Below are 20,497 nucleotides of genomic sequence, written 5' to 3' on the forward strand. Positions count from 1 at the left end.
TTGGCTGTTTTGTCCCATCCGCCTCTGGCGAAAATGCTGCACCTGCGATATGCGCGTGTCAGACTGTCGGAGACTGAAAATGCTCGTTGCCACCCTGCTGACCAACCCTGCGGCGCCCTCGCTTGATGGCACTCTGGTCGAGTCGTTGCGAAATGCATGGGGAGGGGGGGATGTCGTTTGGTTGAACTCTGATGAGGCGGCCGAGTTTCCGTTGGTGGAGATGCCAGACAACCGCTGGGATGTCTGGGCGGATCTGCAGGGTATGGGCGTCGACTTGATACTGCAGCCGATTGAAGGGCGTCGTAAAAAAATGCTTTTGGCGGATATGGACAGCACCATGATCCAACAGGAATGCATCGACGAACTGGCCGATGAAGCTGGGGTTGGCGAACGCGTCAAAGACATCACGGCGCGTGCGATGAACGGTGAATTGGATTTTGATGGTGCCTTGCTTGAACGGGTTGGTCTGCTGAAAGGCCTGGATGAGGCGGTGATCGATCAGGTGCTAAACACGCGGATCACCCTGATGCCCGGTGGCCGCGAACTGGTTGCAACGATGCGCGCGGCCGGTGGCTACGCGGCGCTCGTCTCGGGTGGGTTCACCGCGTTCACAGCTCGGGTGGCTGAACGGTTGGGGTTCGATGAAAACCGAGCCAACACTTTGCTATCTGAAAATGGGCACCTGACCGGCGATGTGAAACGTCCGATTCTTGGACGTCAGGCCAAAGTCGAATCCCTGGAACGCATTACTGCGCGGTTGGGTATTGAAGAAGCTGATGTAATTGCCGTGGGCGATGGGGCTAACGATTTGGGCATGCTGGGCCGCGCCGGGACGGGTGTTGCGCTGCATGCCAAGCCTGCGGTCGCAGAGCAATGCGACATTCGGATCAACCATGGCGATTTGTCTGCACTGTTGTACGTACAAGGCTATGCCCGACCAGATTTTGTCAGCGCCTGATACAGCGTACTTTCTTTTATTTAACACGTGTGTTAATAAGTGGTTATGAGCACACTTCTAACCGCCTTTTCGGCACTATCTGATGCCACAAGGTTCTCGATTGTCGAACAGCTGATGGAGAACGGAGAGTTGCCCGTCGGCGACCTGATTGACGGCAAGGGCATGTCCGGCGCAGCCATTTCGCGCCATCTGAAAGTTCTGCGAGAGGCCGGGTTGGTCCAGCAGCGGGTGCACGGGACGCGGCGCATGTATTCGATCCAGCCCGATGGTCTGCGTGCGATTGCGGAATGGACGATCTCGAAACGGCAGTTTTGGGAAGGTAGTCTCGACCGTTTGGGTGATATTCTGGAGGGGGAGAATTCATGGCCGACCTGAAACTGGAGCGGGATTTCCCTGTCAGCCCCGAAACCCTGTTCGATTGGATCAGCAATGGACCAAAACTGCTGCAATGGTGGGGGCCTGAAGGGGTGCATGTAACGGAACATGATCTGGATTTTTCACGCCTTGGGCCGTGGTATTCGGTTATGGAAAACGGTGAAGGTCAAAGGTTCAAAGTCTCAGGCCATGTCACACATGTCGATCCACCAAACTCGGTGGGGTTTACCTGGGCCTGGCACGATGATCAGGACCAGCGCGGCGCTGAAAGCCACGTCACTTTTTACGTCGCCGCATCGCAAACTGGGTCGCGTTTGGTCTTGGACCACCGCGAATTGGCAGATGCCGACATTGCAGGGAACCACGAACAAGGCTGGACATCGTCGTTGCGCAAACTCGAAGCGCGCTGCAAATAGTTTTTAACAAGGAGAAATGGAATGCCCCAATATCTGTTTGTTTATCACGGTGGTACGACTCCAAGCGACCCCGCCGAAGTCGAAGCAACCATGGCCGCCTGGGGCGCATGGTTTCAGGGTATGGGGGATGCGCTGGACATTCCCGGCAATCCGGTTGGTCAATCCCACACAGTCAGCAGCAGCGGTGTTGCGGATAATGGTGGCGCCAACCCGGCCTCGGGCTTTACCGTGATCAAAGCCGATAGCATCGACGCCGCGACCGAGATGGCCAAGGGCTGTCCGATGGTCGTGAACGGATCGGGTTCGGTCGAGGTCGCCGAGGTGCATGAAATCGAGATGTGACGGCCCTAGCCGGGGAAACCCGGCGCAGGTCTGATCTCGCCGCATTCCAGCCCGCGACGGCTGTACTGCGGTGCGTTCATGAATTTGCGGGCGGCCGGGTGATCGGCGTCCAACACCCCAAGGCTGACCAGAATGGCGGCGATGGCGCATTCACTGGCGCGGGTTGCACCATCGGCGATTTTCAGTGCAACGCCCATCCGTTTTTCCGGGATGATTGCGACAAAAACGGCTTCAGCACCCGTCTTGATGGCGGCCCGGCCAGCCATTGCGCGCATCAATTCAGTACAGGCGCGGGTTTCCCCAGCGACCAGTTCAGGGTGTTTGATCATCGCGGCCGTCAACTGCTGAGCTGCATCGCTGGCGCGATCAGATCTGTCAGCGGAGGATGCGAACCACGCCATCGACCGTGCCAACCCGGCCAGCGAGGTTGCAAAATTCGGGGCAGAACAGCCGTCGATACCGTAGGCTGGGCTGGTCTCGCCTGTGGTTTCTTCCACCGCAGACAGGCAGGCCTGCTGCACGGGGTGGTCGATCTCCAGGTATTCGGGTCCGGCCCCCATATGCTGGGCCACGGTCAGAAATCCGCAATGTTTGCCGGAACAATTGTTGTGGATCTGGCAAGGCGTGTCATCAGCCAGAATCAGCCCATCCCGCGCTGCCATATCGGCTGGCTCTTGTGGTCCGCAGCGCAGGTCCGGTTCTGCCAGACCTAAATGATCCAGCCATGCGGATACACGCTCGGTGTGAATCGCGGCCCCATTGTGCGAAGCACAGGCCAATGCTAGATGCTCAGTGTTCAGCCCATATTTCGCAGCCGCGCCTGACGTAATCAGTGGCAAAGCTTGAATCATCTTGGCCGAAGATCGCGGGTAGATGACTGCCTTGGGATCACCCCAACTGCGCACGATTTGTCCGGTATCGTCGCAGATCACAGCGTGGCCCAGATGCAAGCTCTCTAACAGCGGTCCACGCCACAATTCTGTCATTGGTACGGGCTGCGTCATCTGGACCTCCGGTTTTATGCGCAAAAAACTGCCAATCGCCCTTTCGCCTGTGGCGAAACCTGCGTTAGTGTGTGTATGTCGGCAATCATCGGGATGCGCAACGTTACAGACGAACCGGCAGGGTTCGCAGCCTTTTCCGATGGATAAGAGGTATGGGTCGAGCTAGGAGGCTGGACAATGGGATCAATGCTCGTCCGCGTGATCGCGGGCCTGTGTGTGGCGGGATTGGCCACAACTGCAATCGCTCAGCAGGCGACAAGCACAAACCGGGTTGCGGCAAAAACCGATTGGAGCGTTTTTGTTGAAGATGATCCCACCGAATGCTGGAGCGTCTCTGCGCCTAAGGAAACCGTGAACACCAAGGGGGGTCGTGTTGTGTCCGTGCGGCGCAGCGACATCCTGTTGTTTGTGTTCTACCGTCCCAATGCCGAGGTCAAAGGCCAGGTCACGTTCACTGGCGGCTATCCGTTTGCAGCTGGGTCGACAGTGAACCTGACAGTCGACGGCAGTGAATTCGAGCTGTTTACCGAAGGCGAGTGGGCTTGGCCGGCGACAGCCGCGGATGATGCCAAGATCGTCACCGCGATGAAGCGCGGCACCGAGGCCGTGTTAACGGCACGGTCTGAACGCGGGACGCAGACCAAAGATACTTTTTCGCTGTTGGGTTTTACGGCTGCAATTGAAGATGCTGAAAAGCGCTGCACAAACTAAACTTGGTTTGTGTAGCTTCTGAGCCTCGTCTTGCTCGCGAGGCTTTTTGATTCAGATATCCACGGATGTAGTAGCGACGTCTTACGCGACGTCCGATTCTCGATTTGATCCGGATCAATGTGAAGCTCTGCCATTTCTGAACTAACTGGTTCAGACACAAACAGGAGCTGCCCGATGCTTAAAAAATCTTTTGTCATATTGCTGATGCTATCCGCGCCCTTGCTGAGTGCGTGTGAGAATACTGGTGAGACGTACCCCGTTAGTGGTGAACAATGCGGTCCGGAAGATCCGGTGAAAACCCTGGACGCGGCCGATTGTAACGTACCGCCCGCAGGGATTTGATACGTAGCCCCGTTCCGGTTGCGTGACGGGTTTCGAAAAAGTGCTTTCGGCCGCAGGGGAGCCACCTTTGCGGCCGAGCTTCGTTTAGCTGCACGACAGTTATTGTGCTAAGCTGCTGCGAAAAGTGAGTTCTAACGGAGTATCGGACCATGCGCTGGGCTATTTTCGCGATGTTCTTGCCAAGTGCCGTAGTGGCGGACCCGGCAATGGAGTGCTCCGATGCGAGTTCGCAGGTCGAGGTTGGCGCTTGCGTTACTGAAATGGAAGGGCGCGTGAATGGCGCGCTGGAAGAAAGCTATTCTTTCGCTATTGCCGCAGCGAAGGAACTTGATGACGTGACCGGACGGGTCGCTGCGTTACCTGCGTTGGAAGCCGCGCAAAACGCGTGGGCCGCGTTCCGGGATGCACAATGCGAAGCGGTTGGCACCTCGTTCGGTGGCGGATCTGGCACGGGAATTGCAATTACGTCTTGCAGGATCGATTTGGGCCGTGCCCGCGTGGAAGAATTGCTGCATTTCGCAAATTGATCGGTACGAATTCTTTTGATCTTTGCGCGCAGTCCTATATAGAGGCGCATCCCAAGCCCGAAGCCCTGAGATTCAATCATGTCAGCCAAAGCGCCGATCACCCAAGACGTCATGACCATCCCCCGCAAACTGCCGGAGGGAAAGGTCAATCTTGTCGGCTTGACGCGCGACCGGCTGCGCGATGTTCTGATCGAACATGGCACGCCTGAAAAACAGGCCAAGATGCGAACGGGGCAGATCTGGCAATGGATCTATCAATGGGGTGTGCGTGACTTCGCAGAGATGACCAACCTGGCCAAAGCTTATCGCGCGCAACTGGCCGAAAACTTTGTCATCGAAACCCCCGAAGTTGTGACGCGTCAGGTGTCTGAAGATGGCACGCGCAAATATCTGGTCCGCATCGCGGGCGGGCATGAAGTCGAAGTAGTCTACATCCCAGAAGAAGATCGCGGCACGCTGTGTATCTCGTCGCAGGTTGGGTGCACGTTAACCTGTTCGTTCTGTCACACCGGCACCCAAAAACTGGTGCGCAACCTGACGGCGGCTGAGATCGTCGGTCAGGTGATGATGGCGCGCGACGACTTGGACGAATGGCCGACGCCCGGCGCCCCCAAGGACGAAACCCGCCTGCTGTCGAACATCGTTCTGATGGGTATGGGCGAGCCGCTTTATAATTTCGAGAATGTTCGCGATGCGATGAGGATTGCGATGGACCCCGAAGGGATTTCCCTGTCGCGGCGCCGCATCACCCTGTCAACCTCGGGTGTTGTGCCCGAGATTGCGCGCACTGCTGAAGAAATCGGCTGTCTGCTGGCGATCTCGTTTCATGCCACCACCGACGACACCCGCGATTTTCTGGTGCCGATCAACAAACGCTGGAACATCGAAGAACTACTGCAGGCGCTGGCCAGCTATCCCAAAGTCTCGAACTCTGAGCGGATCACGTTTGAATACGTGATGCTGGCTGGCGTGAATGACAGTGACGAGGATGCCCATCGCCTGATCGATCATATCAAGCGCCACAAAATCCCAGCCAAGATCAATCTGATCCCGTTCAATGAATGGCCCGGTGCGCCGTACAAGCGTAGCTCGAACAACCGTATTCGCGCTTTTGCGAACATCATCTATCAGGCGGGCTATGCCTCACCCATCCGCAAGACGCGGGGTGAGGATATCATGGCCGCCTGTGGCCAGCTGAAATCGGCGACCGAACGCGCGCGTAAATCACGCAAACAGATCGAGGCCGAGGCGGGATTGAAGGGTTAGTCCCGACCGCATCTCAACTCAACGCGTCAGATCAGATCTGATACATTTTAGGTAACCAAAACCCGGTTTGGCATCTCAAATCTGCGCACAAGGCAGTGAGCGCGTCATGGCGAAATTGGCAACTCGCCTGATGATTGCTATTATTGCCCTTGCCAATCTACATGGCAAAACGGCGAACTGGTTTTCAGGTGGGCCACTATTATGATCATAAATTTTAAACAGAATTTCCAAAAAACAACGATAGCATTTGCCTTGCTTCTGGCTTTTACCAGTACGGCGATGGCCGACGAACAAGATGCGCATCTGGCGATCGAGAACCCAGCCGAGCTGAGCAAGGAAGAGGCCGAGGCGTTCTATCGGTCTTTGACCCGCCGCATGGCCCGGGGCTATGCGGCCGCCCGAATGGATCTGATCCGAAACTATCAAAACTGGCCATTGTTCAACGACGCACCCTACATCTCGGCCACCCATGGGCAGCGCTACGTCAACAGCTATGCCAACCGGATGGCGCACAATTATGGCACCCTGCTGGAAGGCGAAGCCCTGCCTATGGGCTCCGTTCTGGCCAAAGACAGTATGACCGTCACCGATGAAGGCAATGTGCACCCCGGCGCCATGTTTGTGATGGAAAAGCTGCCCGAAAGCACCAGCCCTGATACAGCTGACTGGCGGTACATTATGGTCTTACCGGACGGGTCGGTGTTCGGCGATACCACGGGTGATCGGTCTGCGGCTGTTGCCTATTGCCACGATTGCCATGAACAAGTCGCGGATCGCGATTACACGTTCTTTGTGCCGGAAGAGTACCGGGTGGACAACTAATTTTGGCGGAAGCGCGCAGTGCCGATCACCTCGATCAAGGTGTTGCGAACAGCGTCAGGCTGGGCTTCGACCGCGCTCAGCACTTCCCGAAGTTCTGCCCGCAGACAATGCATCTGATCGATCAGAGAAATCATCATCGACAGCGCATCGGCTTCCATGTCGTATTGTTCATGCAACTCGCACGCCAGCTCAAGCCGTGCGACATCGATGCTCTGATACACCCAACCCTGTTCCGATTGCTCGGGGATCACGATTTCCGCGGCCAGATATTCTGATAAACGGTCTGAGGTGAGGCGGGTTATGGTGGCGATCAGTTCCTCTTCGGTCAGCGTACGGGTCATGACGGCATTCCTTTTCGAGGATCATAGCGGTGCGTTTCGCGCCAGCTCTCCATGAAGGTCTTCAGATCATCGTCAATTTTATCGGGCACTGAGACAGTCAGCTCGATCAACTGATCCCCTCTGTCGGACGATCCACGCTTCTTGACACCTTTGCCCCGCAGTCGCAGGGTTTTGCCGCTGCTGGTTCCGGCCGGAACGTTGACATTGACGCCGCCATCAATTGTTGGGGCGGGGACTTTGCCACCCAGAACGGCCTCATCAATTGTGATGGGCAGCGTGATGTGGATGTCATCGCCCTGACGGTCAAACACCGGATGATCAGCAACCGATACCGACACCAGGGCATCACCCGCTGGGCCATCGCCGTAGCCAGGCGCGCCTTTACCGCGCAGACGGATGGTCTGTCCATTGGTGATGCCAGCAGGGATTTTGACCTCGATCCGATCGCCGTCGGGCAGCGTCAGCTTTTGGCTGGCGCCAAAAACTGCATCCAGAAAACTGATCTGAAGCGAATAGTTTAGGTTGTGGCCCGGGGCGTGAAACTGATGGGTGCGCTGCTGGCTATGCTGCCCACGTCCGCGCATAAACTCGGCAAATATGTCGGACATGTCGTCGGGTTCGCCATAAGCCGCGCCCGAGCGATAGGGGTTTCCAGCGGCTTCAGCGTAGTCGCGATAGTACTGTTGCTGTGGACGTTCCTGACCCGAGGCGTCAATCTCTCCATTGTCGTACCGTGTGCGGGTTTCGGGATCTTTCAACAGATCATATGCCGCTGCGGCGGCTTTGAACTTTGCTTCCGCCTTGGCATCACCGGGCTTGAGATCCGGGTGACATTCCTTGGCGATACGCCGATAGGCTTTCTTGATATCGGCTGCGCTGGCATCCTTCTGGACACCGAGGACCGTGTAAGGATCGTCGCTCATCTCACTCTCGCTGGTGTGGTCAGGTCTGATCTTGATGAAAGTGTTTTATCACGTGATTTCAACAGGTCAAAATGAAGAAGGGCACAAGCAGCCTCGTAAATTTTCGCAACTCTGTTAGAATTTACGTGTTTCGAATTATTTGTTGACGGAGGCCGACCCATGTCACGCAGAATTAAGTCCGCTTTGGCCTTGCTGGCCGGGAACGCCATTGGTTTGTTATTGGCGACGCTGCTTTTGGCCGGGTTTGCGATCCGGCCGCTTTCATTCATCGTGGTGGTGATTGTCTTCACCTTGGTTCAGCTTGTGGCCGAGCCTTTGATCCTGAAGCTGGGCGAAAAGAAAGCGCCCGCGCTGAAAGGCGGGATCGCTTTGATCGTTACGTTCGTTGGGCTGTTGGTAACGGATTTGATCACGGCAGGTCTGACGGTTGGTGGTATTTCAAACCTTTTAGCCGCCACATTGCTGGTCTGGCTGGGAGCGCTGATCGCCAGCGTCGTTCTGCCGATCTATGTCTTCAAAGAACTGCGCGACCCTAAGCACTGACTATAGCGCATTCAGGCTGGCCTCGATCGCCTGCCAAAGCTCCTCAACAGGTTCACAGCCGACAGACAGGCGAATAAAGGCCGGATCGACATCGTCCCCCCACCGGGCGCGGCGTTCTGCGGAACTGTGAACGCCACCAAAGGAGGTAGCAGGTCGCAACAGGGGGCACGCGTTGATGAACTGTTCGGCTTTTGCTTCGTCTTTTAATGTGATCGACAGTAAGAATCCGAACCGGGCCGTTTGCGCCTGAGCAAGGGGATGAGAGGGGTCGTCCGGCAGGCCTGGATAGCGGACTTGTTGCACAGCCTTGTGCGCCATGAAACGCTCGGCCAGAACCTGAGCAGACGTACACATCCGGTCAAACCGAACGTCCAGCGTTTCCAACCCGCGATGCAAAAGCCACGCTTCATGCGGGCCCGGAATCGCGCCGGACACACGTCGCCACTCTTCGATCCGTTCCATGATCGGTGCGCTACGACTGGCGACATGACCCATAAGAAGATCCGAATGCCCCCCCATTGCCTTGGTGTCAGAGGACACAACAATGTCGATCCCGAGATCCAGCGGGCGCTGACCCAAAGGCGTCAGTGTTGTGTTATCGGCAATCGTAATGCCGCCAGCCGCACGGACGTCCCTTGCGACAGAAGCAAGGTCAATCGTCTCGAGACCCGGGTTCGAGGGGCTTTCGACAAACACCACATCGAAGCCATCAAACCCACCATCAGCGAAGGCTAAGGTGGGGCGCTCTTCGACCGCAACCCAGAGGTTGGATAAGAATCTGTCGGCCAGCAGCCGCGTAACGTAGTAGCCATCCGACGGGATCAGAATTCGCGATCCGGCTTTGACAGTTGCAAACAAAGCTGCCGAAATCGCTGCCATACCAGATGGGAAAGTCAGACAGGGTGCGTTTTCCAGATGCGACAGCACATGCTCTAGGTGAAGCCATGTTGGGTTGTCGACACGCCCGTAAGCCGCGTGCCCGTCCGGCGCGCCGGGCAGGTGGAACATGCTGCTTTGGGTCAACGGCAATGCCACCGGATCGCCTTTGGTCAGGGCGTTTCCGCGCAAATGAAGCATTTCGCCTAGTTTTAGGGGAGGTTTCATAATGTCAGCGCCCGGGAATCTCATCCCGAGGCGGGGCAGGTTCCCAGTTCTCGATGATGTCAACCGCTTGCTGCGCCGTGTCGACAAAACGGAAAAGGTTCAGATCCTCATCTGAAATCGTGCCGGCATCGGCCAGAGCTTCCCAGTTGATCACCTTCTCCCAGAACTCTCGCCCGAACAGCAGGAAGGGGACGCGTTCCATGCGACCGGTCTGAATCAGGGTCAGGGATTCGAACAGTTCATCCATCGTGCCGAACCCGCCCGGGAAAATCGTAATTGCGCGGGCGCGCATCAGGAAATGCATCTTGCGGATGGCGAAATAGTGAAAGTTGAAGCTGAGTTCGGGTGTCACATATAGGTTCGGTGCCTGCTCGTGCGGCAGCACAATGTTCAGACCGATCGAGCAACCGCCCGCATCCTGCGCGCCACGGTTTCCCGCCTCCATCACACCGGGACCACCGCCGGTGACAATCACGTTTTCGTGGCCGCCACTTTGGTGCGATTTCTCTGTCATCAACCGGGCGAACTCGCGCGCCTCATCATAATATTGCGACAAACCAGCCAGTGTTTCGGTCCGCGCGGTGTGCTTCCGCGCAGGCTCAGGGATACGCGCGCCTCCGAACATCACGATGGTCGAGGTGATCTCACGCTCGGTCATGATCATTTCGGGTTTCAGCAGCTCCAATTGCAGGCGCACAGGGCGTAGTTCATCCCGGCACATGAAATCTTCGTCGGCGAACGCAAGACGATAGGCCGAGGAACGTGTCTGTGGCGTGTCCGGCACCTCGCTCGCGGTCGAGCGGTCAGTTTGTGCATCGCGAAAGGGGCTGAGGCGGTCTTCTCTCATTGCTGGGGCTTCCCTGCTTGCGTGTTTTTTAAACAGCTATAGGGTTCCCGGGCAGAGTGCCAGTCACGGAAAGACAAGAATGAATTGGAAGTCGGAAATTAAGGCAGCGGGCGATCGCATTGCTGGATACGCGCAGGTGACACCGGTCATGAAAAGCGACATCCCCGGATACCCGATTGAAATGAAGCTGGAACATTTGCAGCACACCGGCAGCTTCAAAGCGCGTGGGGCTTTCAACACGTTGCTCAGTTCTGATGTGCCAAGCGCAGGTGTGGTGGCCGCGTCGGGCGGCAATCATGGCGCAGCGGCAGCCTACGCCGCCCGCGCCTTGGGATATCCGGCGAAAATTTTCGTGCCAGAGCTGGCAGGCCCATCCAAAATTGCGCTGATTGAACAGACTGGCGCGGACCTGAGCGTGGTTTCTGGCGAGTATGCCAACGCTCTGACAACGGCGCGCGCGCATGAAAAAGAAACCGGAGCCATGCAGATCCACGCCTATGACGCACCAGCAACAGTGGCTGGGCAAGGCACCTGTTTTGCAGAATGGGACGCGCAGGGTTTACGGGCCGATACAGTCCTGATCGCTGTTGGCGGCGGCCTGATTGCCGGGGCACTGGCCTGGTTTCAGGGTGCGCGCAAAGTGGTCGCGGTCGAACCCGAAACCTCATGCGCTTTGAATGCCGCGCTAAAGGCCAACAAGCCGGTGGATGTTACCGTCTCAGGCATTGCGGCCAACGCGCTGGGCGCCCGCCAGATCGGGCAGATCTGCTTCGGGCTGGCGCAGGATGTAACCTCGGTGCTTGTGCCGGACGCCGCGATTTCCAAGGCCCAAAAGGCATTGTGGCAATCCCATCGGCTTCTGGTCGAACCGGCCGGGGCGACCGCGCTGGCCGCTTTGACGTCGGGGCGGTATCAGCCGGAGCCGGGTGAACGGGTGGCGGTTTTGATCTGTGGCGGGAATGTTGCTCCGGATCCGTTTGCGTCCTAGTCAGACTGTCTTGTGAAACTCAGGTTTCTGCCATGGTTCGCGGATTGATCGGGCGCTGACGCAATTTGGTTCACCTACGTCGCATTGCGCCATGGGCCATGCTTGCGTATAGGCCAAACCAACGTGAACAGATTCTGCAGGGAGTACCCCCATGTCCAACGCACAATTGGAAGCCGCGATTGAAGCCGCCTGGGAGGCACGTGACACGATCACCCCAGCCACCACAGGTGAGCAGCGCGAGGCGATCGAGGACACTCTGAACGCGCTGGACAGTGGCGCATTGCGTGTGGCCGAAAAGCAAAGTGATGGCAGCTGGCATGTGAACCAGTGGGCCAAGAAGGCGGTTTTACTGGGCTTCCGCATCAAGGACATGGAAGTCCAAACTGGCGGTCCGCAGGACGGTGGTTGGTGGGATAAGGTGGACAGCAAGTTCGCCGGTTGGGGTGAAAACCAATGGCGCGCTGCCGGTTTCCGGGCCGTGCCGAACTGCATTGTCCGTAAATCCGCGTATGTGGCGCCGGGCGTCGTTCTGATGCCGTCCTTCGTTAATCTGGGCGCCTATGTCGACGAAGGCACCATGGTCGACACCTGGGCAACCGTCGGGTCCTGTGCGCAGATCGGCAAAAACGTACACCTGTCGGGCGGTGTCGGCATTGGCGGTGTGCTAGAGCCGATGCAGGCAGGCCCAACCATTATCGAGGACAACTGCTTTATTGGCGCACGTTCCGAAGTTGTCGAAGGCTGCATCGTCCGCGAAGGCTCGGTTCTGGGGATGGGCGTCTACATTGGCCAATCCACAAAGATCGTGGATCGCGAAACCGGCGAGGTTACATACGGTGAAGTGCCGCCTTACTCGGTTGTTGTGTCGGGGTCGATGCCATCCAAGAACAACATCAGCCTGTATTGCGCTGTTATCGTGAAGCGGGTCGACGAAAAGACCCGGTCAAAAACTGGCATCAACGAGCTGTTGCGCGACTGATCCGATCACAGTGTCTCGGAATTGAAGCAGGTCGCTGCGGCAGTCGCTGCGACCTTTTTTCTGCGACGCCAAAGTGCAAAGCTTAACAGAGTCTAAGTAGAAACTACCCATTCTTTGTCTGCAGTGCAGGCCAAACCTGCCACTACTTTAGATCAGATCGATGTCTGCAGTTGTGTTTAGCCGGTGCTCCCCGCAGAACACCTCTTCGTCTTCTTTTCCAGATGGGCTATCTCCCTTTTCGGTGAGCTCAGGAAGAAACTGATGGTCAAGCGCAAAACTGGGGACAAGCTGGGTGACATCCGTCGCGCAACCATAGCGGAGGTCGTGGAATGTAGGTCTTCGGCTGCTTCCGTGATCGCTATTGCCAAACGCGCAGGGCTGGCTGTCGGAACTGTGTACCGCTACTATGAGAACAAGGAACAGCTCCTTCGTGCCGTCTATCTTGCGGTCAAAACGGAGCTCCACAATGCAATGATGACCGCTGCGGCAGAGGCATCAGGATCTAAGGCAAAAATTCGATCCATGTGGTTCGCTGTGCTGGCGCGCCATAAAGGCTTGATCTAACGTAAAATGAGCAATCAGTCATTTTAGAAACTATCAATAGGTCCGCCATGCGTCGCTCGTCCATCCTTCTTTCGGCCACCATTCTAGCAACTTCTGCCACTCAGGGGGTCGCTCAGATGACGGAAGATGAGATTCGCCGGGGTTTTCAGGAACATGCTGCACTGGCCCAATACTACCGATGGTATCAGTTCTACGAGCGTGTCGAGGGCGGCGTGTCGAACGCCATCGATATTCTCGCCGAAGATGTGGTCGTCACATCTGGTTTGGGGACAGCCAGAGGTCATGACGAATATGCGGCACGTGTGTCACAACTCCCGGATACTTGGAACAATGCGCATCACGTGCAGTCGGTCGCTATCGAGCATGGTGATGAGGGGGCTATGACGCTCAACGCTCAGATTACTTACCAGAATCGGGGCATGTTACCGGACGGTGCGGTGCGGCAGGCTGATCTAAGTTACACCGTCGAAATGGTGCCTGGGGAAACGGTCTTACCGCTACTGTCCAACGTTCTGATTGAGCAGGATGCTGAAACCGAAGCTGAAGACTTCAAGGATGCTTACGCCACTAACCGGATGCGGAGTCTTGTGCATTACTGGCTTGCGCTTATCGAAGATCCATCACGCAATGCGGGCCCGGTGCGCGAAATCCTCGCTGACGACTTCTCTTTGAACTTTTCGAGCGGCGCGATCACCGACTTTGACGGCGTTGCTGCGTGGCTGGCAGGACCAGGCTCCCAGGTGGTCGCGAGTACCCATCTCATCAGCAACTTCCAAGCTGAAGAAACAGCTTCCAACACCTATTCGGTGACAATGGATTTCGACTGGTCAGGCATCCTTCCCAATGAAACGGTTTTGGTCGCTAAAACTCAACACAGTTGGGTGGTCACAAACGATCCAACCGAGCGGTTCGCACGCATTCAATCCGTCGATGTCGAGGTACTTGAAGCTTTCCGCCCTCGAGAAAACTAGTGTCTTAGAATCGACCGTCGGACCAGGTTGCGGGGGAGGTTGCTGAACAGATTACTGCTGGTAGTGGCATTGCAGGAAGCCTTTCCCCGTATTTACGGGCACTCAGGAAAGCACGGATTCCATTCGCAACGATATCAGGAACCTCGATTTGCCGAACACGGCCAGCATTCTCTATCGTGATCAGTTCTGAAATCGAATTCTTCGTCGGTTTCGATGTCTTTTCCGAATCCAGTTTAGGTGGCATGATCGTTAAGCTTGAGCGTGGCCGCATTCAGCAGAACGAGCTTTTTGACATCGTCGGAGTATTTGATCGCGTAGGCGGAAGACGTGTGGCCGCCTATGGAAATCCCGACAAGGTGGAACTCATCCATATCAATTGCGCAGGAACGCAGGCAGGACAGACGAGTGCCTATCTATGGAGTAGTCCCGGCTCGGATTCCGCGTTCCCGCCGAGTCCGGCGAGGTCCGTTAGAACGAGATGATAGCACTCGGAAAATATCCCGCCAGACTGCAGGAAACTGTTCTTGTCGCCATCCAATCCGTGGACCAGCATGAGGGTTTCCTTGTCCGATGAGTTTACGCTTTCGAAATAGTTAACCTCGTAGCTGTTCAGAATGAATGATCATTCATTATACAGGCCGAGGAGAGCGAGACCAACCTAGGCTGATCGAGCCGCCAATAACCATCAGAAATTGTGCTACCAAGTGACTGAGAAGGCCAAAATCGAAGTAGATCAGTCACGAGTTGGACGGCAGCATACTTTAGAGCAGACGCGGCGCAGCTTTATCGCGTTCATCAGACTCAAGCGCAAGAATGTCGGCGGCGGGTAGCTGAGAAAGCTGGACGCGCTCCTCGACCGGAATGAGCCCTCTCATCTGTAAATCAAGGTATCGCAGGCAGCACACGCGCAAGAAGGATGTGAAGTTACCAACGTCATGCCCGGCATCCAGGCTTTCATTGTAGAGACGATGCAGCAATTGCGGAACGCTGAGATCATCTCGCTCGCCAATCGTTTCCAGCGTCCGCCAGAAGAGTTCTTCCATGCGGACGCTTGTGACCATCCCATCCATACGGAACGAGCGGGTATGAGACGCCCAAAGTGCCGGATCAGCATCGATAAAGAGTTGGCACATTTCGACGTCTCCTATTAGGCAGCTCGGCCGATCCGGCTTTTAACATCAGCTGCAAAGTCTTCATAACGGCGCAGAGATTTGACCTCGACCTGCACATGATGACCCATCTTCTGCATGATAGGCAAATCGAACAGAATGCGGTCGAGGACATCGGGGTTCTCAACTTCAACGATAGCGACAACTTTGCGCTCCCCGACAACTTTCCAAAGGTCTTTGACAACGCCCGCATCTTTTGCGCCAAGAGCTGCCTCAGCTTCCTCCTCCCAGACGCCAAGCAGGCCTTGTTGCGCCATCGTTGAATCGTACTCAACAGTAAAATCGAGCTTATAAAGCATGGTTTCCTCCCTTTATGCTTCTGTGGTCTTAGGCAAAGCGACCACCCTTCTCGATGACCTCGATCTGATAACCGTCGGGATCGTTCACAAAAAAGAAACGCGCGACACGATCTCCACCGGGACAAAAGTCGACGATGTCTTTTGGTGTTGCTCCAGCGGTTTCAGTCTTGGCCCTGGCGGCCTCAAGATCATCAACAACGATCGCCAGATGACCGTATCCATCCCCAATGTCGTAAGGTGTGTCGCGCTCTTTGTTGACGGTCAGTTCGATTTCGAAGTTGGCGGTGGGCAACGCCATGTAGATCAACGTGAACTTCTCAAAGTCCAGGCGGTCGACAATCTCTAAATCGAAGGCCCTCTGATAGAACGAGACGGATGTATCCTCGTTGATCACGCGGATCATGGAATGCGCAAGTTTGGTCATGGCTCCTCCTATCGAATGCTCCTAGCATTTGTTTACGAGGAGGTGGTATTAGGGGGCTACTACTTGCGGAATTTCTAGATTGGCGAAACGGACTTTCGTTGCAGCGTCTTTCCGGGCAGGAGAGTTGTCGTCGTTTCGTATTCGTTGCTGAAGTTTGTGGTCTGTGTAAGTCAGAAAGAACACACGCTTCGCTGAATGGCGGATCATAGAAATCCTGTTCGGCTTTTGTTTCCAGAAAACTCAAATTTGGGATTAGAGGTCTTGGGATGGACGGCAAAAACCGTCTGTGATCCTATGCGGTCGCAAATAATGGGCAGTCCATGCGATCAATGCCGTACATTGTTGGTTTTTTTGGGGCCGCTGTCGCCAGCGTTGGCCTCTATCTGATGTCCTATCAGTATTTTCTTTCAGAAGAACACTCCAAGGTTCAGGGGCGGTTGTCTCTGTACCAAAGCTCGGTCAAGGCCGAGTTGGAGCGGTTTTCCCACCTCACATATGTGCTGTCAAAAGACCCCTTTGTCATCGGAACAGCCGAAGGAGACGGCACAGGAACGTTGAACCGGCGCCTCGAGGATTTCGCGGCGCAGGCAGGTCTGGATGCGATTTACCTAATGGATAAAAACGGTATCACCATTTCCGCATCGAATTACCGCGATGTCGGAAGCTTTGTGGGTCAAAACTACGCTTTCCGCCCGTACTTTCAGAACGCCCTCTCGGGTGAGCAAGGGCAGTTTTATGCAATTGGAGCGACGACCGGTCTGCCGGGATACTTTATTGCCAATGTGGTACTCGACGACGCGGCCGCGCCTACCGGTGTCATTGCGATCAAGATTGATTTTTCGGGTCTTCAGGAAAGTTGGAGAAATTCTGGTGAGCAGGTCCTGCTGGCAAACGAGGACGGAGTTGTTCTTTTGTCCTCTGATCCGGATTGGCAGTACCGTGTGTTGAATCCGCTTTCTGATCAACAACAGGAAAGGATCAGACAGGCTCGGCAGTTTACAGGTCATAAGCTTGATCCGTTGGACTGGATCGAGTTGCCGGGAAACCAAGCCAGGATTTCAGGGGCGAAACGTCTTCATCTGGCCGCAACCGACCTACCGCATGGTTGGTCGCTTCATTATTTTGCAAGTGACGACCGGGCGGTCGCGCGAAGCTGGCTCGTCACCGCTCTCTTCGTCCTCCTTGCAGGTGTGGCGTTCATCTTCCTGCAAATACAACGAACGCGCCGCGTCGGGGCTGCGTTGGCAAGATCTGAGCAGGAAGAGGCACAGCTGCGTCAGGCAAACGAGCGGCTTGCAATCGAAATCGACGACCGGAAGACTGCGGAACGACGCCTCAAGCGCACACAAGGCGAGTTGGAGCGCGCAAGTCGGCTGGCTGCTTTGGGGCAACTCTCTGCGTCTGTCACGCACGAACTGGGTCAACCCATTGCTGCCATGCGTAACCATCTGGTGGCAGCTGAGATCGGCACATCTGGCCAAGCCTCGCTAGCGCAGAAAGTCGGCAGCCTTGTAGATCGCATGGAGGGCATAACACGCCAGTTGCGGTTCTTCGCTCGTTCGGAAAACGAACCGTTCGATAACGTCGATCTGTGCAACTCTGTGCGCGCCGCCCTGGCCCTGGTCGATCCGAATATTGAGCAGGCAAAAGTGGAAGTTTCGCTGGATGTACCAGCCAATCCAGTTCTGATCCGAGGAATTGCTTTACGTGTCGAACAGGTGATAACCAACTTGTTGCGAAATGCCATGGACGCAACAGACGAAACGAGCGCGCCTGAAATTCGAATAGCCGTCACAGTTTCCGAAGACCAAGCCACACTTGAAATTCAAGACAATGGTCACGGCTTAGGGGAGGCGACACTGGCCGAGTTGCAAGAACCATTTGTAACCACAAGGGAGAGCGGCCGCGGCATGGGTTTGGGGTTGGCCATTTCCGCCAGCATTGTCAAAGATCACGATGGCACAATGACGGCCCGAAACCGGAGTGGCGGTGGAACGGTATTCTGTGTCACCTTCCCGATAGCGTCACGACCTGAAGAAGCGAACGAATGACTCAACAGCAACCCTTCAAAGTGTTGATCGTCGACGATGATAAATCGATGCGACAATCCCTTATTGAGTTGCTCGAAGCCACAGGGTGGCGCGTCAGCGCCGTGTCGCGCGCGACTCAGGTGGCGGAATATCTGACCGGTGCCACGCCGGATGTAATCCTTTCGGATGTGCGGATGCCAGGTATGTCAGGTCTTGAACTACTGGCCAGCCTGGATAAACAGATCGCGCCGCCGGTTGTGATTATCTCGGCGCATGGCGACATCCCGATGGCAGTGCAAGCCATTCAGGATGGGGCATATGGGTTCATCGAAAAACCCTATGAGCCGCGCCGTCTGCTGACGGTGCTGACACACGCGGCTGAGCAAAGCCGTATGCGGAAAAGCAACGCGCGGCTGAAGGACAGGCTGCTAAAACTGTCCGGACTGGACCGCATTTTGCTTGGCCGAACCGATACGATTACAGCGTTGCGGCAAGAGGTTCTCGATCTTGCGGACACCTCTGTTGCGGTCCTTTTGCAAGGCGATACAGGGACCGGAAAGGAGCTGGTAGCCCATGCCTTACATGATTTGGGTGGTTCGCCCGATGCACCGTTTCTTGCTCTGAACTGTGCAGCTTTATCCACCGATACGTTCGAAGCCGAAATGTTTGGGGTCGCGGGGGCATCTCACGGAAGGCTGGTGGCGGCATCGGGTGGAACCTTGTTTCTGGATGAAATTTGCTCGTGTCCACTCGTGGTTCAGGCCAAGCTGCTAAGGGTAATCGAAGATCAGCAGGTGTTGCCGGTAGGTGCTGTCTCGCCGTTGCCGGTAAGCTTCAGGGTCGTGTCAGCGACTAACGAAGATGTCGTACAGGCAGCCGAGGAAGGCCGCCTGCGTCAGGACCTTTTGTTTCGATTGAACACGGTCGTATTGACTTTGCCTCCGTTGCGGCAAAGACGGGATGATCTGGTTCTTTTGGCAACGCATTTTCTGAACGAATACGCTCAGGTTTACGAGATCGATGCGCCAGAGCTCAATCAGGACGATCTCGCCGCTTTGCTTGCACATGACTGGCCCGGCAATGTGCGTGAATTGCGCCATGTCTGCGAACGGCGCATTTTGGCGGCCCGACGCGGAGGAGGGTCGGTGGCGCAGGCTATCCAAAGCGATCAGCACTTTGACGATGTGCCGGATACGCTGCGCGAAGCGGTTGCTGCTTTCGAACGCGAGCTCATTGGCAAAGCCATAAAGGCGCACAAAGGCCGTATGGATGCCGCCGCCGAAGCGCTTGGAATCGGACGACGTACTCTCAACGAAAAGATCGTCAAACTTGGTCTCGATAAAGAGACCTTGCTTTAAGCGATACAGCCCTGCGGAAATCCGCAGAGTACGTGGAACATGACCCGCATTTTCCTTCATAGTCAGCAAGCGTCGCATTCTGAATACTCCGCCCAAACGAATTGCGTGATCTGGGAGGAGCCACTATGCGCAAACACCTTAACCGGGCGGCCATTGCCGTCCTGTCGCTGACCGTCGCATCTGAGGCATTGGCCGTTGAATGGAATGTTTCCCTTTGGGGCAAGCGCCGCGCCTTTACGGAGCATGTCGAAAAACTTGCCGAACTGGTGAACGAAAAGACCAACGGCGAATTTACCCTGAACATCAGCTACGGCGGGCTGTCGAAGAACAAGGAAAACCTCGACGGTATTTCGATCGGTGCCTTTGAAATGGCTCAGTTCTGCGCTGGCTATCACCGCGACAAGAATCCATCGATCACCGTTCTGGAACTGCCGTTCTTGGGCGTGACATCACTGGAACAGGAAGTCGACTTGTCGATGGCTGTCTACCAGCACCCGGCGGTGATCGAGGATCTGGCCCGCTGGGACGCGACCCTACTGATGCCGTCGCCCCTGCCGCAATACAACCTTGTCGGTGTTGGTGAAGCGCCGAAATCTCTGGCGGATTTTGAAGGTCTGAGTGTGCGTGCTACCGGCGGTATCGGCAAGGCAATGGAGACAGTTGGGGCGGTTCCAACTTCGATGTCCGCGTCCGAAGTACGTCAGGCAATGGACAGCGGTATCGTCAAGGCCGTCAGCTTCGCACCGCACGCCCATATGTCCTTCGGGACCATTGAGAACGGTACGTGGTGGACGACGAACCTGAACCCCGGAACCGTCAACTGCCCGGTCGTGGTGAACACACTCGCACTGGAAGGCCTTTCAGATGAGCATCGTGAGGCTCTGATGGGTTCGGTTGATGAAGCGCTGGATCACTACGTTTCCCACTACCAGACCAAAACGATGGAAGCCTGGGGCCCCGAGCTGGATCAGCGCGGCATCGAACGCGTCACGTTCAGCGATGAAGAAATCGCAGCGTTCAAAGAAGCAGCCGCCGCACCCGCTGCAGAGGCTTGGATTGCAGATAACACCGAACGCGGCCTACCAGCACAAGAGCTTTATGATCTTGTGACCGGGAAGATCGCAAACGGTAGCTAGTCCACTCACTACCCGGCGGCAAAACGGCCGCCGGGTAGTCTTTCTTTCCTGATAGCGG

The 20,497-nt window shown here is 56.0% G+C and carries 26 protein-coding genes; 17 read left to right on the forward strand and 9 right to left on the reverse strand.

What is annotated here, in order from left to right:
* Positions 1 to 79: 79 nt before the first annotated feature.
* The 4 genes from serB to Q1B21_RS12055 are packed head-to-tail and all read left to right on the forward strand — an operon-like array spanning position 80 to position 2,091.
* A complete protein-coding gene (gene serB / locus Q1B21_RS12040; protein WP_299889645.1) occupies positions 80 to 958 on the forward strand; it encodes a phosphoserine phosphatase SerB in 879 nt (292 codons plus the stop codon).
* A 45-nt stretch (positions 959 to 1,003) separates the two neighbouring features.
* On the forward strand, positions 1,004 to 1,333 hold the full coding sequence (locus Q1B21_RS12045) for a helix-turn-helix transcriptional regulator (RefSeq protein ID WP_299078907.1): 330 nt from the start codon (positions 1,004 to 1,006) through the stop codon (positions 1,331 to 1,333).
* On the forward strand, positions 1,321 to 1,749 hold the full coding sequence (locus Q1B21_RS12050; protein ID WP_298934504.1) for an SRPBCC domain-containing protein: 429 nt from the start codon (positions 1,321 to 1,323) through the stop codon (positions 1,747 to 1,749). The genes Q1B21_RS12045 and Q1B21_RS12050 overlap by 13 nt, the downstream gene beginning before the upstream one ends.
* A gap of 21 nt (positions 1,750 to 1,770) precedes the next feature.
* Entirely contained in the window at positions 1,771 to 2,091 is a 321-nt protein-coding gene (locus Q1B21_RS12055) for a YciI family protein (RefSeq protein WP_298934505.1), read from the forward strand.
* A 5-nt stretch (positions 2,092 to 2,096) separates the two neighbouring features.
* Here the strand turns inward: Q1B21_RS12055 and Q1B21_RS12060 are convergent, their stop codons facing one another.
* Positions 2,097 to 3,095, reverse strand: coding sequence for an asparaginase (locus Q1B21_RS12060; RefSeq protein ID WP_299889649.1), 999 nt, complete (start codon positions 3,093 to 3,095; stop codon positions 2,097 to 2,099).
* A gap of 177 nt (positions 3,096 to 3,272) precedes the next feature.
* Here Q1B21_RS12060 and Q1B21_RS12065 point away from each other — a divergent pair, with 177 nt between their 5' ends.
* From Q1B21_RS12065 to Q1B21_RS12085, 5 genes are all read left to right on the forward strand, one after another.
* Complete coding sequence (locus Q1B21_RS12065; protein ID WP_298934507.1) at positions 3,273 to 3,806, forward strand: invasion associated locus B family protein; 534 nt, start codon at positions 3,273 to 3,275, stop codon at positions 3,804 to 3,806.
* 174 nt (positions 3,807 to 3,980) lie between these two features.
* Positions 3,981 to 4,148 (forward strand): hypothetical protein, encoded by a 168-nt coding sequence (locus Q1B21_RS12070; RefSeq protein WP_298934508.1) that lies wholly within the window; start codon positions 3,981 to 3,983, stop codon positions 4,146 to 4,148.
* A gap of 149 nt (positions 4,149 to 4,297) precedes the next feature.
* Positions 4,298 to 4,675: a lysozyme inhibitor LprI family protein gene (locus Q1B21_RS12075; RefSeq protein ID WP_299889651.1), complete on the forward strand. Its 378-nt coding sequence runs from the start codon at positions 4,298 to 4,300 to the stop codon at positions 4,673 to 4,675.
* A 78-nt stretch (positions 4,676 to 4,753) separates the two neighbouring features.
* Positions 4,754 to 5,941 (forward strand): 23S rRNA (adenine(2503)-C(2))-methyltransferase RlmN, encoded by a 1,188-nt coding sequence (gene rlmN, locus Q1B21_RS12080; protein WP_299889652.1) that lies wholly within the window; start codon positions 4,754 to 4,756, stop codon positions 5,939 to 5,941.
* Positions 5,942 to 6,142: 201 nt separating this feature from the next.
* Entirely contained in the window at positions 6,143 to 6,763 is a 621-nt protein-coding gene (locus tag Q1B21_RS12085) for a cytochrome P460 family protein (RefSeq protein ID WP_299889654.1), read from the forward strand.
* On the opposite strand, the gene Q1B21_RS12090 is transcribed toward Q1B21_RS12085, so the two are convergent.
* Complete coding sequence (locus tag Q1B21_RS12090) at positions 6,760 to 7,104, reverse strand: hypothetical protein (protein WP_298934512.1); 345 nt, start codon at positions 7,102 to 7,104, stop codon at positions 6,760 to 6,762. The genes Q1B21_RS12085 and Q1B21_RS12090 overlap by 4 nt on opposite strands.
* Positions 7,101 to 8,027: a J domain-containing protein gene (locus Q1B21_RS12095; RefSeq protein ID WP_299889656.1), complete on the reverse strand. Its 927-nt coding sequence runs from the start codon at positions 8,025 to 8,027 to the stop codon at positions 7,101 to 7,103. Before Q1B21_RS12095 ends, Q1B21_RS12090 begins: the two co-directional genes overlap by 4 nt.
* Before the next feature lie 159 nt (positions 8,028 to 8,186).
* Here Q1B21_RS12095 and Q1B21_RS12100 point away from each other — a divergent pair, with 159 nt between their 5' ends.
* Positions 8,187 to 8,570: a hypothetical protein gene (locus Q1B21_RS12100; protein ID WP_299889658.1), complete on the forward strand. Its 384-nt coding sequence runs from the start codon at positions 8,187 to 8,189 to the stop codon at positions 8,568 to 8,570.
* On the opposite strand, the gene Q1B21_RS12105 is transcribed toward Q1B21_RS12100, so the two are convergent.
* Together Q1B21_RS12105 and Q1B21_RS12110 are read right to left on the reverse strand one after the other, a co-directional pair.
* Positions 8,571 to 9,674, reverse strand: coding sequence for a cystathionine gamma-lyase (locus Q1B21_RS12105; protein ID WP_299889660.1), 1,104 nt, complete (start codon positions 9,672 to 9,674; stop codon positions 8,571 to 8,573).
* A gap of 4 nt (positions 9,675 to 9,678) precedes the next feature.
* On the reverse strand, positions 9,679 to 10,521 hold the full coding sequence (locus Q1B21_RS12110; RefSeq protein ID WP_299889661.1) for a TIGR00730 family Rossman fold protein: 843 nt from the start codon (positions 10,519 to 10,521) through the stop codon (positions 9,679 to 9,681).
* 79 nt (positions 10,522 to 10,600) lie between these two features.
* On the opposite strand from Q1B21_RS12110, the gene Q1B21_RS12115 reads away from it, so the two are divergent.
* The 4 genes from Q1B21_RS12115 to Q1B21_RS12130 all read left to right on the forward strand — a co-directional run bounded on the left by Q1B21_RS12115 (position 10,601) and on the right by Q1B21_RS12130 (position 14,023).
* Complete coding sequence (locus tag Q1B21_RS12115) at positions 10,601 to 11,509, forward strand: threonine/serine dehydratase (protein ID WP_299889663.1); 909 nt, start codon at positions 10,601 to 10,603, stop codon at positions 11,507 to 11,509.
* 151 nt (positions 11,510 to 11,660) lie between these two features.
* Positions 11,661 to 12,488 (forward strand): 2,3,4,5-tetrahydropyridine-2,6-dicarboxylate N-succinyltransferase, encoded by an 828-nt coding sequence (gene dapD / locus Q1B21_RS12120; RefSeq protein WP_299078876.1) that lies wholly within the window; start codon positions 11,661 to 11,663, stop codon positions 12,486 to 12,488.
* A gap of 261 nt (positions 12,489 to 12,749) precedes the next feature.
* Positions 12,750 to 13,052: a TetR/AcrR family transcriptional regulator gene (locus Q1B21_RS12125; RefSeq protein WP_299889666.1), complete on the forward strand. Its 303-nt coding sequence runs from the start codon at positions 12,750 to 12,752 to the stop codon at positions 13,050 to 13,052.
* 116 nt (positions 13,053 to 13,168) lie between these two features.
* Positions 13,169 to 14,023 (forward strand): nuclear transport factor 2 family protein, encoded by an 855-nt coding sequence (locus Q1B21_RS12130; protein WP_299889668.1) that lies wholly within the window; start codon positions 13,169 to 13,171, stop codon positions 14,021 to 14,023.
* Between the two features lie 233 nt (positions 14,024 to 14,256).
* Here Q1B21_RS12130 and Q1B21_RS12135 read toward each other — a convergent pair whose 3' ends face one another.
* The 4 genes from Q1B21_RS12135 to Q1B21_RS12150 form a co-directional block, all read right to left on the reverse strand.
* Complete coding sequence (locus Q1B21_RS12135; RefSeq protein ID WP_299889670.1) at positions 14,257 to 14,394, reverse strand: alpha/beta fold hydrolase; 138 nt, start codon at positions 14,392 to 14,394, stop codon at positions 14,257 to 14,259.
* 390 nt (positions 14,395 to 14,784) lie between these two features.
* Positions 14,785 to 15,156: a ribbon-helix-helix domain-containing protein gene (locus Q1B21_RS12140; protein ID WP_299889672.1), complete on the reverse strand. Its 372-nt coding sequence runs from the start codon at positions 15,154 to 15,156 to the stop codon at positions 14,785 to 14,787.
* A 14-nt stretch (positions 15,157 to 15,170) separates the two neighbouring features.
* The gene (locus Q1B21_RS12145) at positions 15,171 to 15,491 is read right to left on the reverse strand and encodes a muconolactone Delta-isomerase family protein (protein ID WP_298934523.1); all 321 of its coding nucleotides are present in this window, start codon (positions 15,489 to 15,491) and stop codon (positions 15,171 to 15,173) included.
* A gap of 28 nt (positions 15,492 to 15,519) precedes the next feature.
* Positions 15,520 to 15,915, reverse strand: coding sequence for a VOC family protein (locus tag Q1B21_RS12150; protein WP_298934524.1), 396 nt, complete (start codon positions 15,913 to 15,915; stop codon positions 15,520 to 15,522).
* 320 nt (positions 15,916 to 16,235) lie between these two features.
* On the opposite strand from Q1B21_RS12150, the gene Q1B21_RS12155 reads away from it, so the two are divergent.
* From Q1B21_RS12155 to dctP, 3 genes are all read left to right on the forward strand, one after another.
* Positions 16,236 to 17,966 (forward strand): ATP-binding protein, encoded by a 1,731-nt coding sequence (locus tag Q1B21_RS12155; protein ID WP_299889675.1) that lies wholly within the window; start codon positions 16,236 to 16,238, stop codon positions 17,964 to 17,966.
* On the forward strand, positions 17,963 to 19,303 hold the full coding sequence (locus Q1B21_RS12160; RefSeq protein ID WP_299889676.1) for a sigma-54 dependent transcriptional regulator: 1,341 nt from the start codon (positions 17,963 to 17,965) through the stop codon (positions 19,301 to 19,303). The genes Q1B21_RS12155 and Q1B21_RS12160 overlap by 4 nt, the downstream gene beginning before the upstream one ends.
* A 125-nt stretch (positions 19,304 to 19,428) precedes the next feature.
* Positions 19,429 to 20,439, forward strand: a complete 1,011-nt coding sequence (dctP, locus tag Q1B21_RS12165; protein WP_299889678.1) for a TRAP transporter substrate-binding protein DctP — start codon at positions 19,429 to 19,431, stop codon at positions 20,437 to 20,439.
* Positions 20,440 to 20,497 lie beyond the last annotated feature (58 nt).

The organism is uncultured Ruegeria sp. (genome assembly GCF_947504215.1).
Classification (GTDB): domain Bacteria; phylum Pseudomonadota; class Alphaproteobacteria; order Rhodobacterales; family Rhodobacteraceae; genus Ruegeria.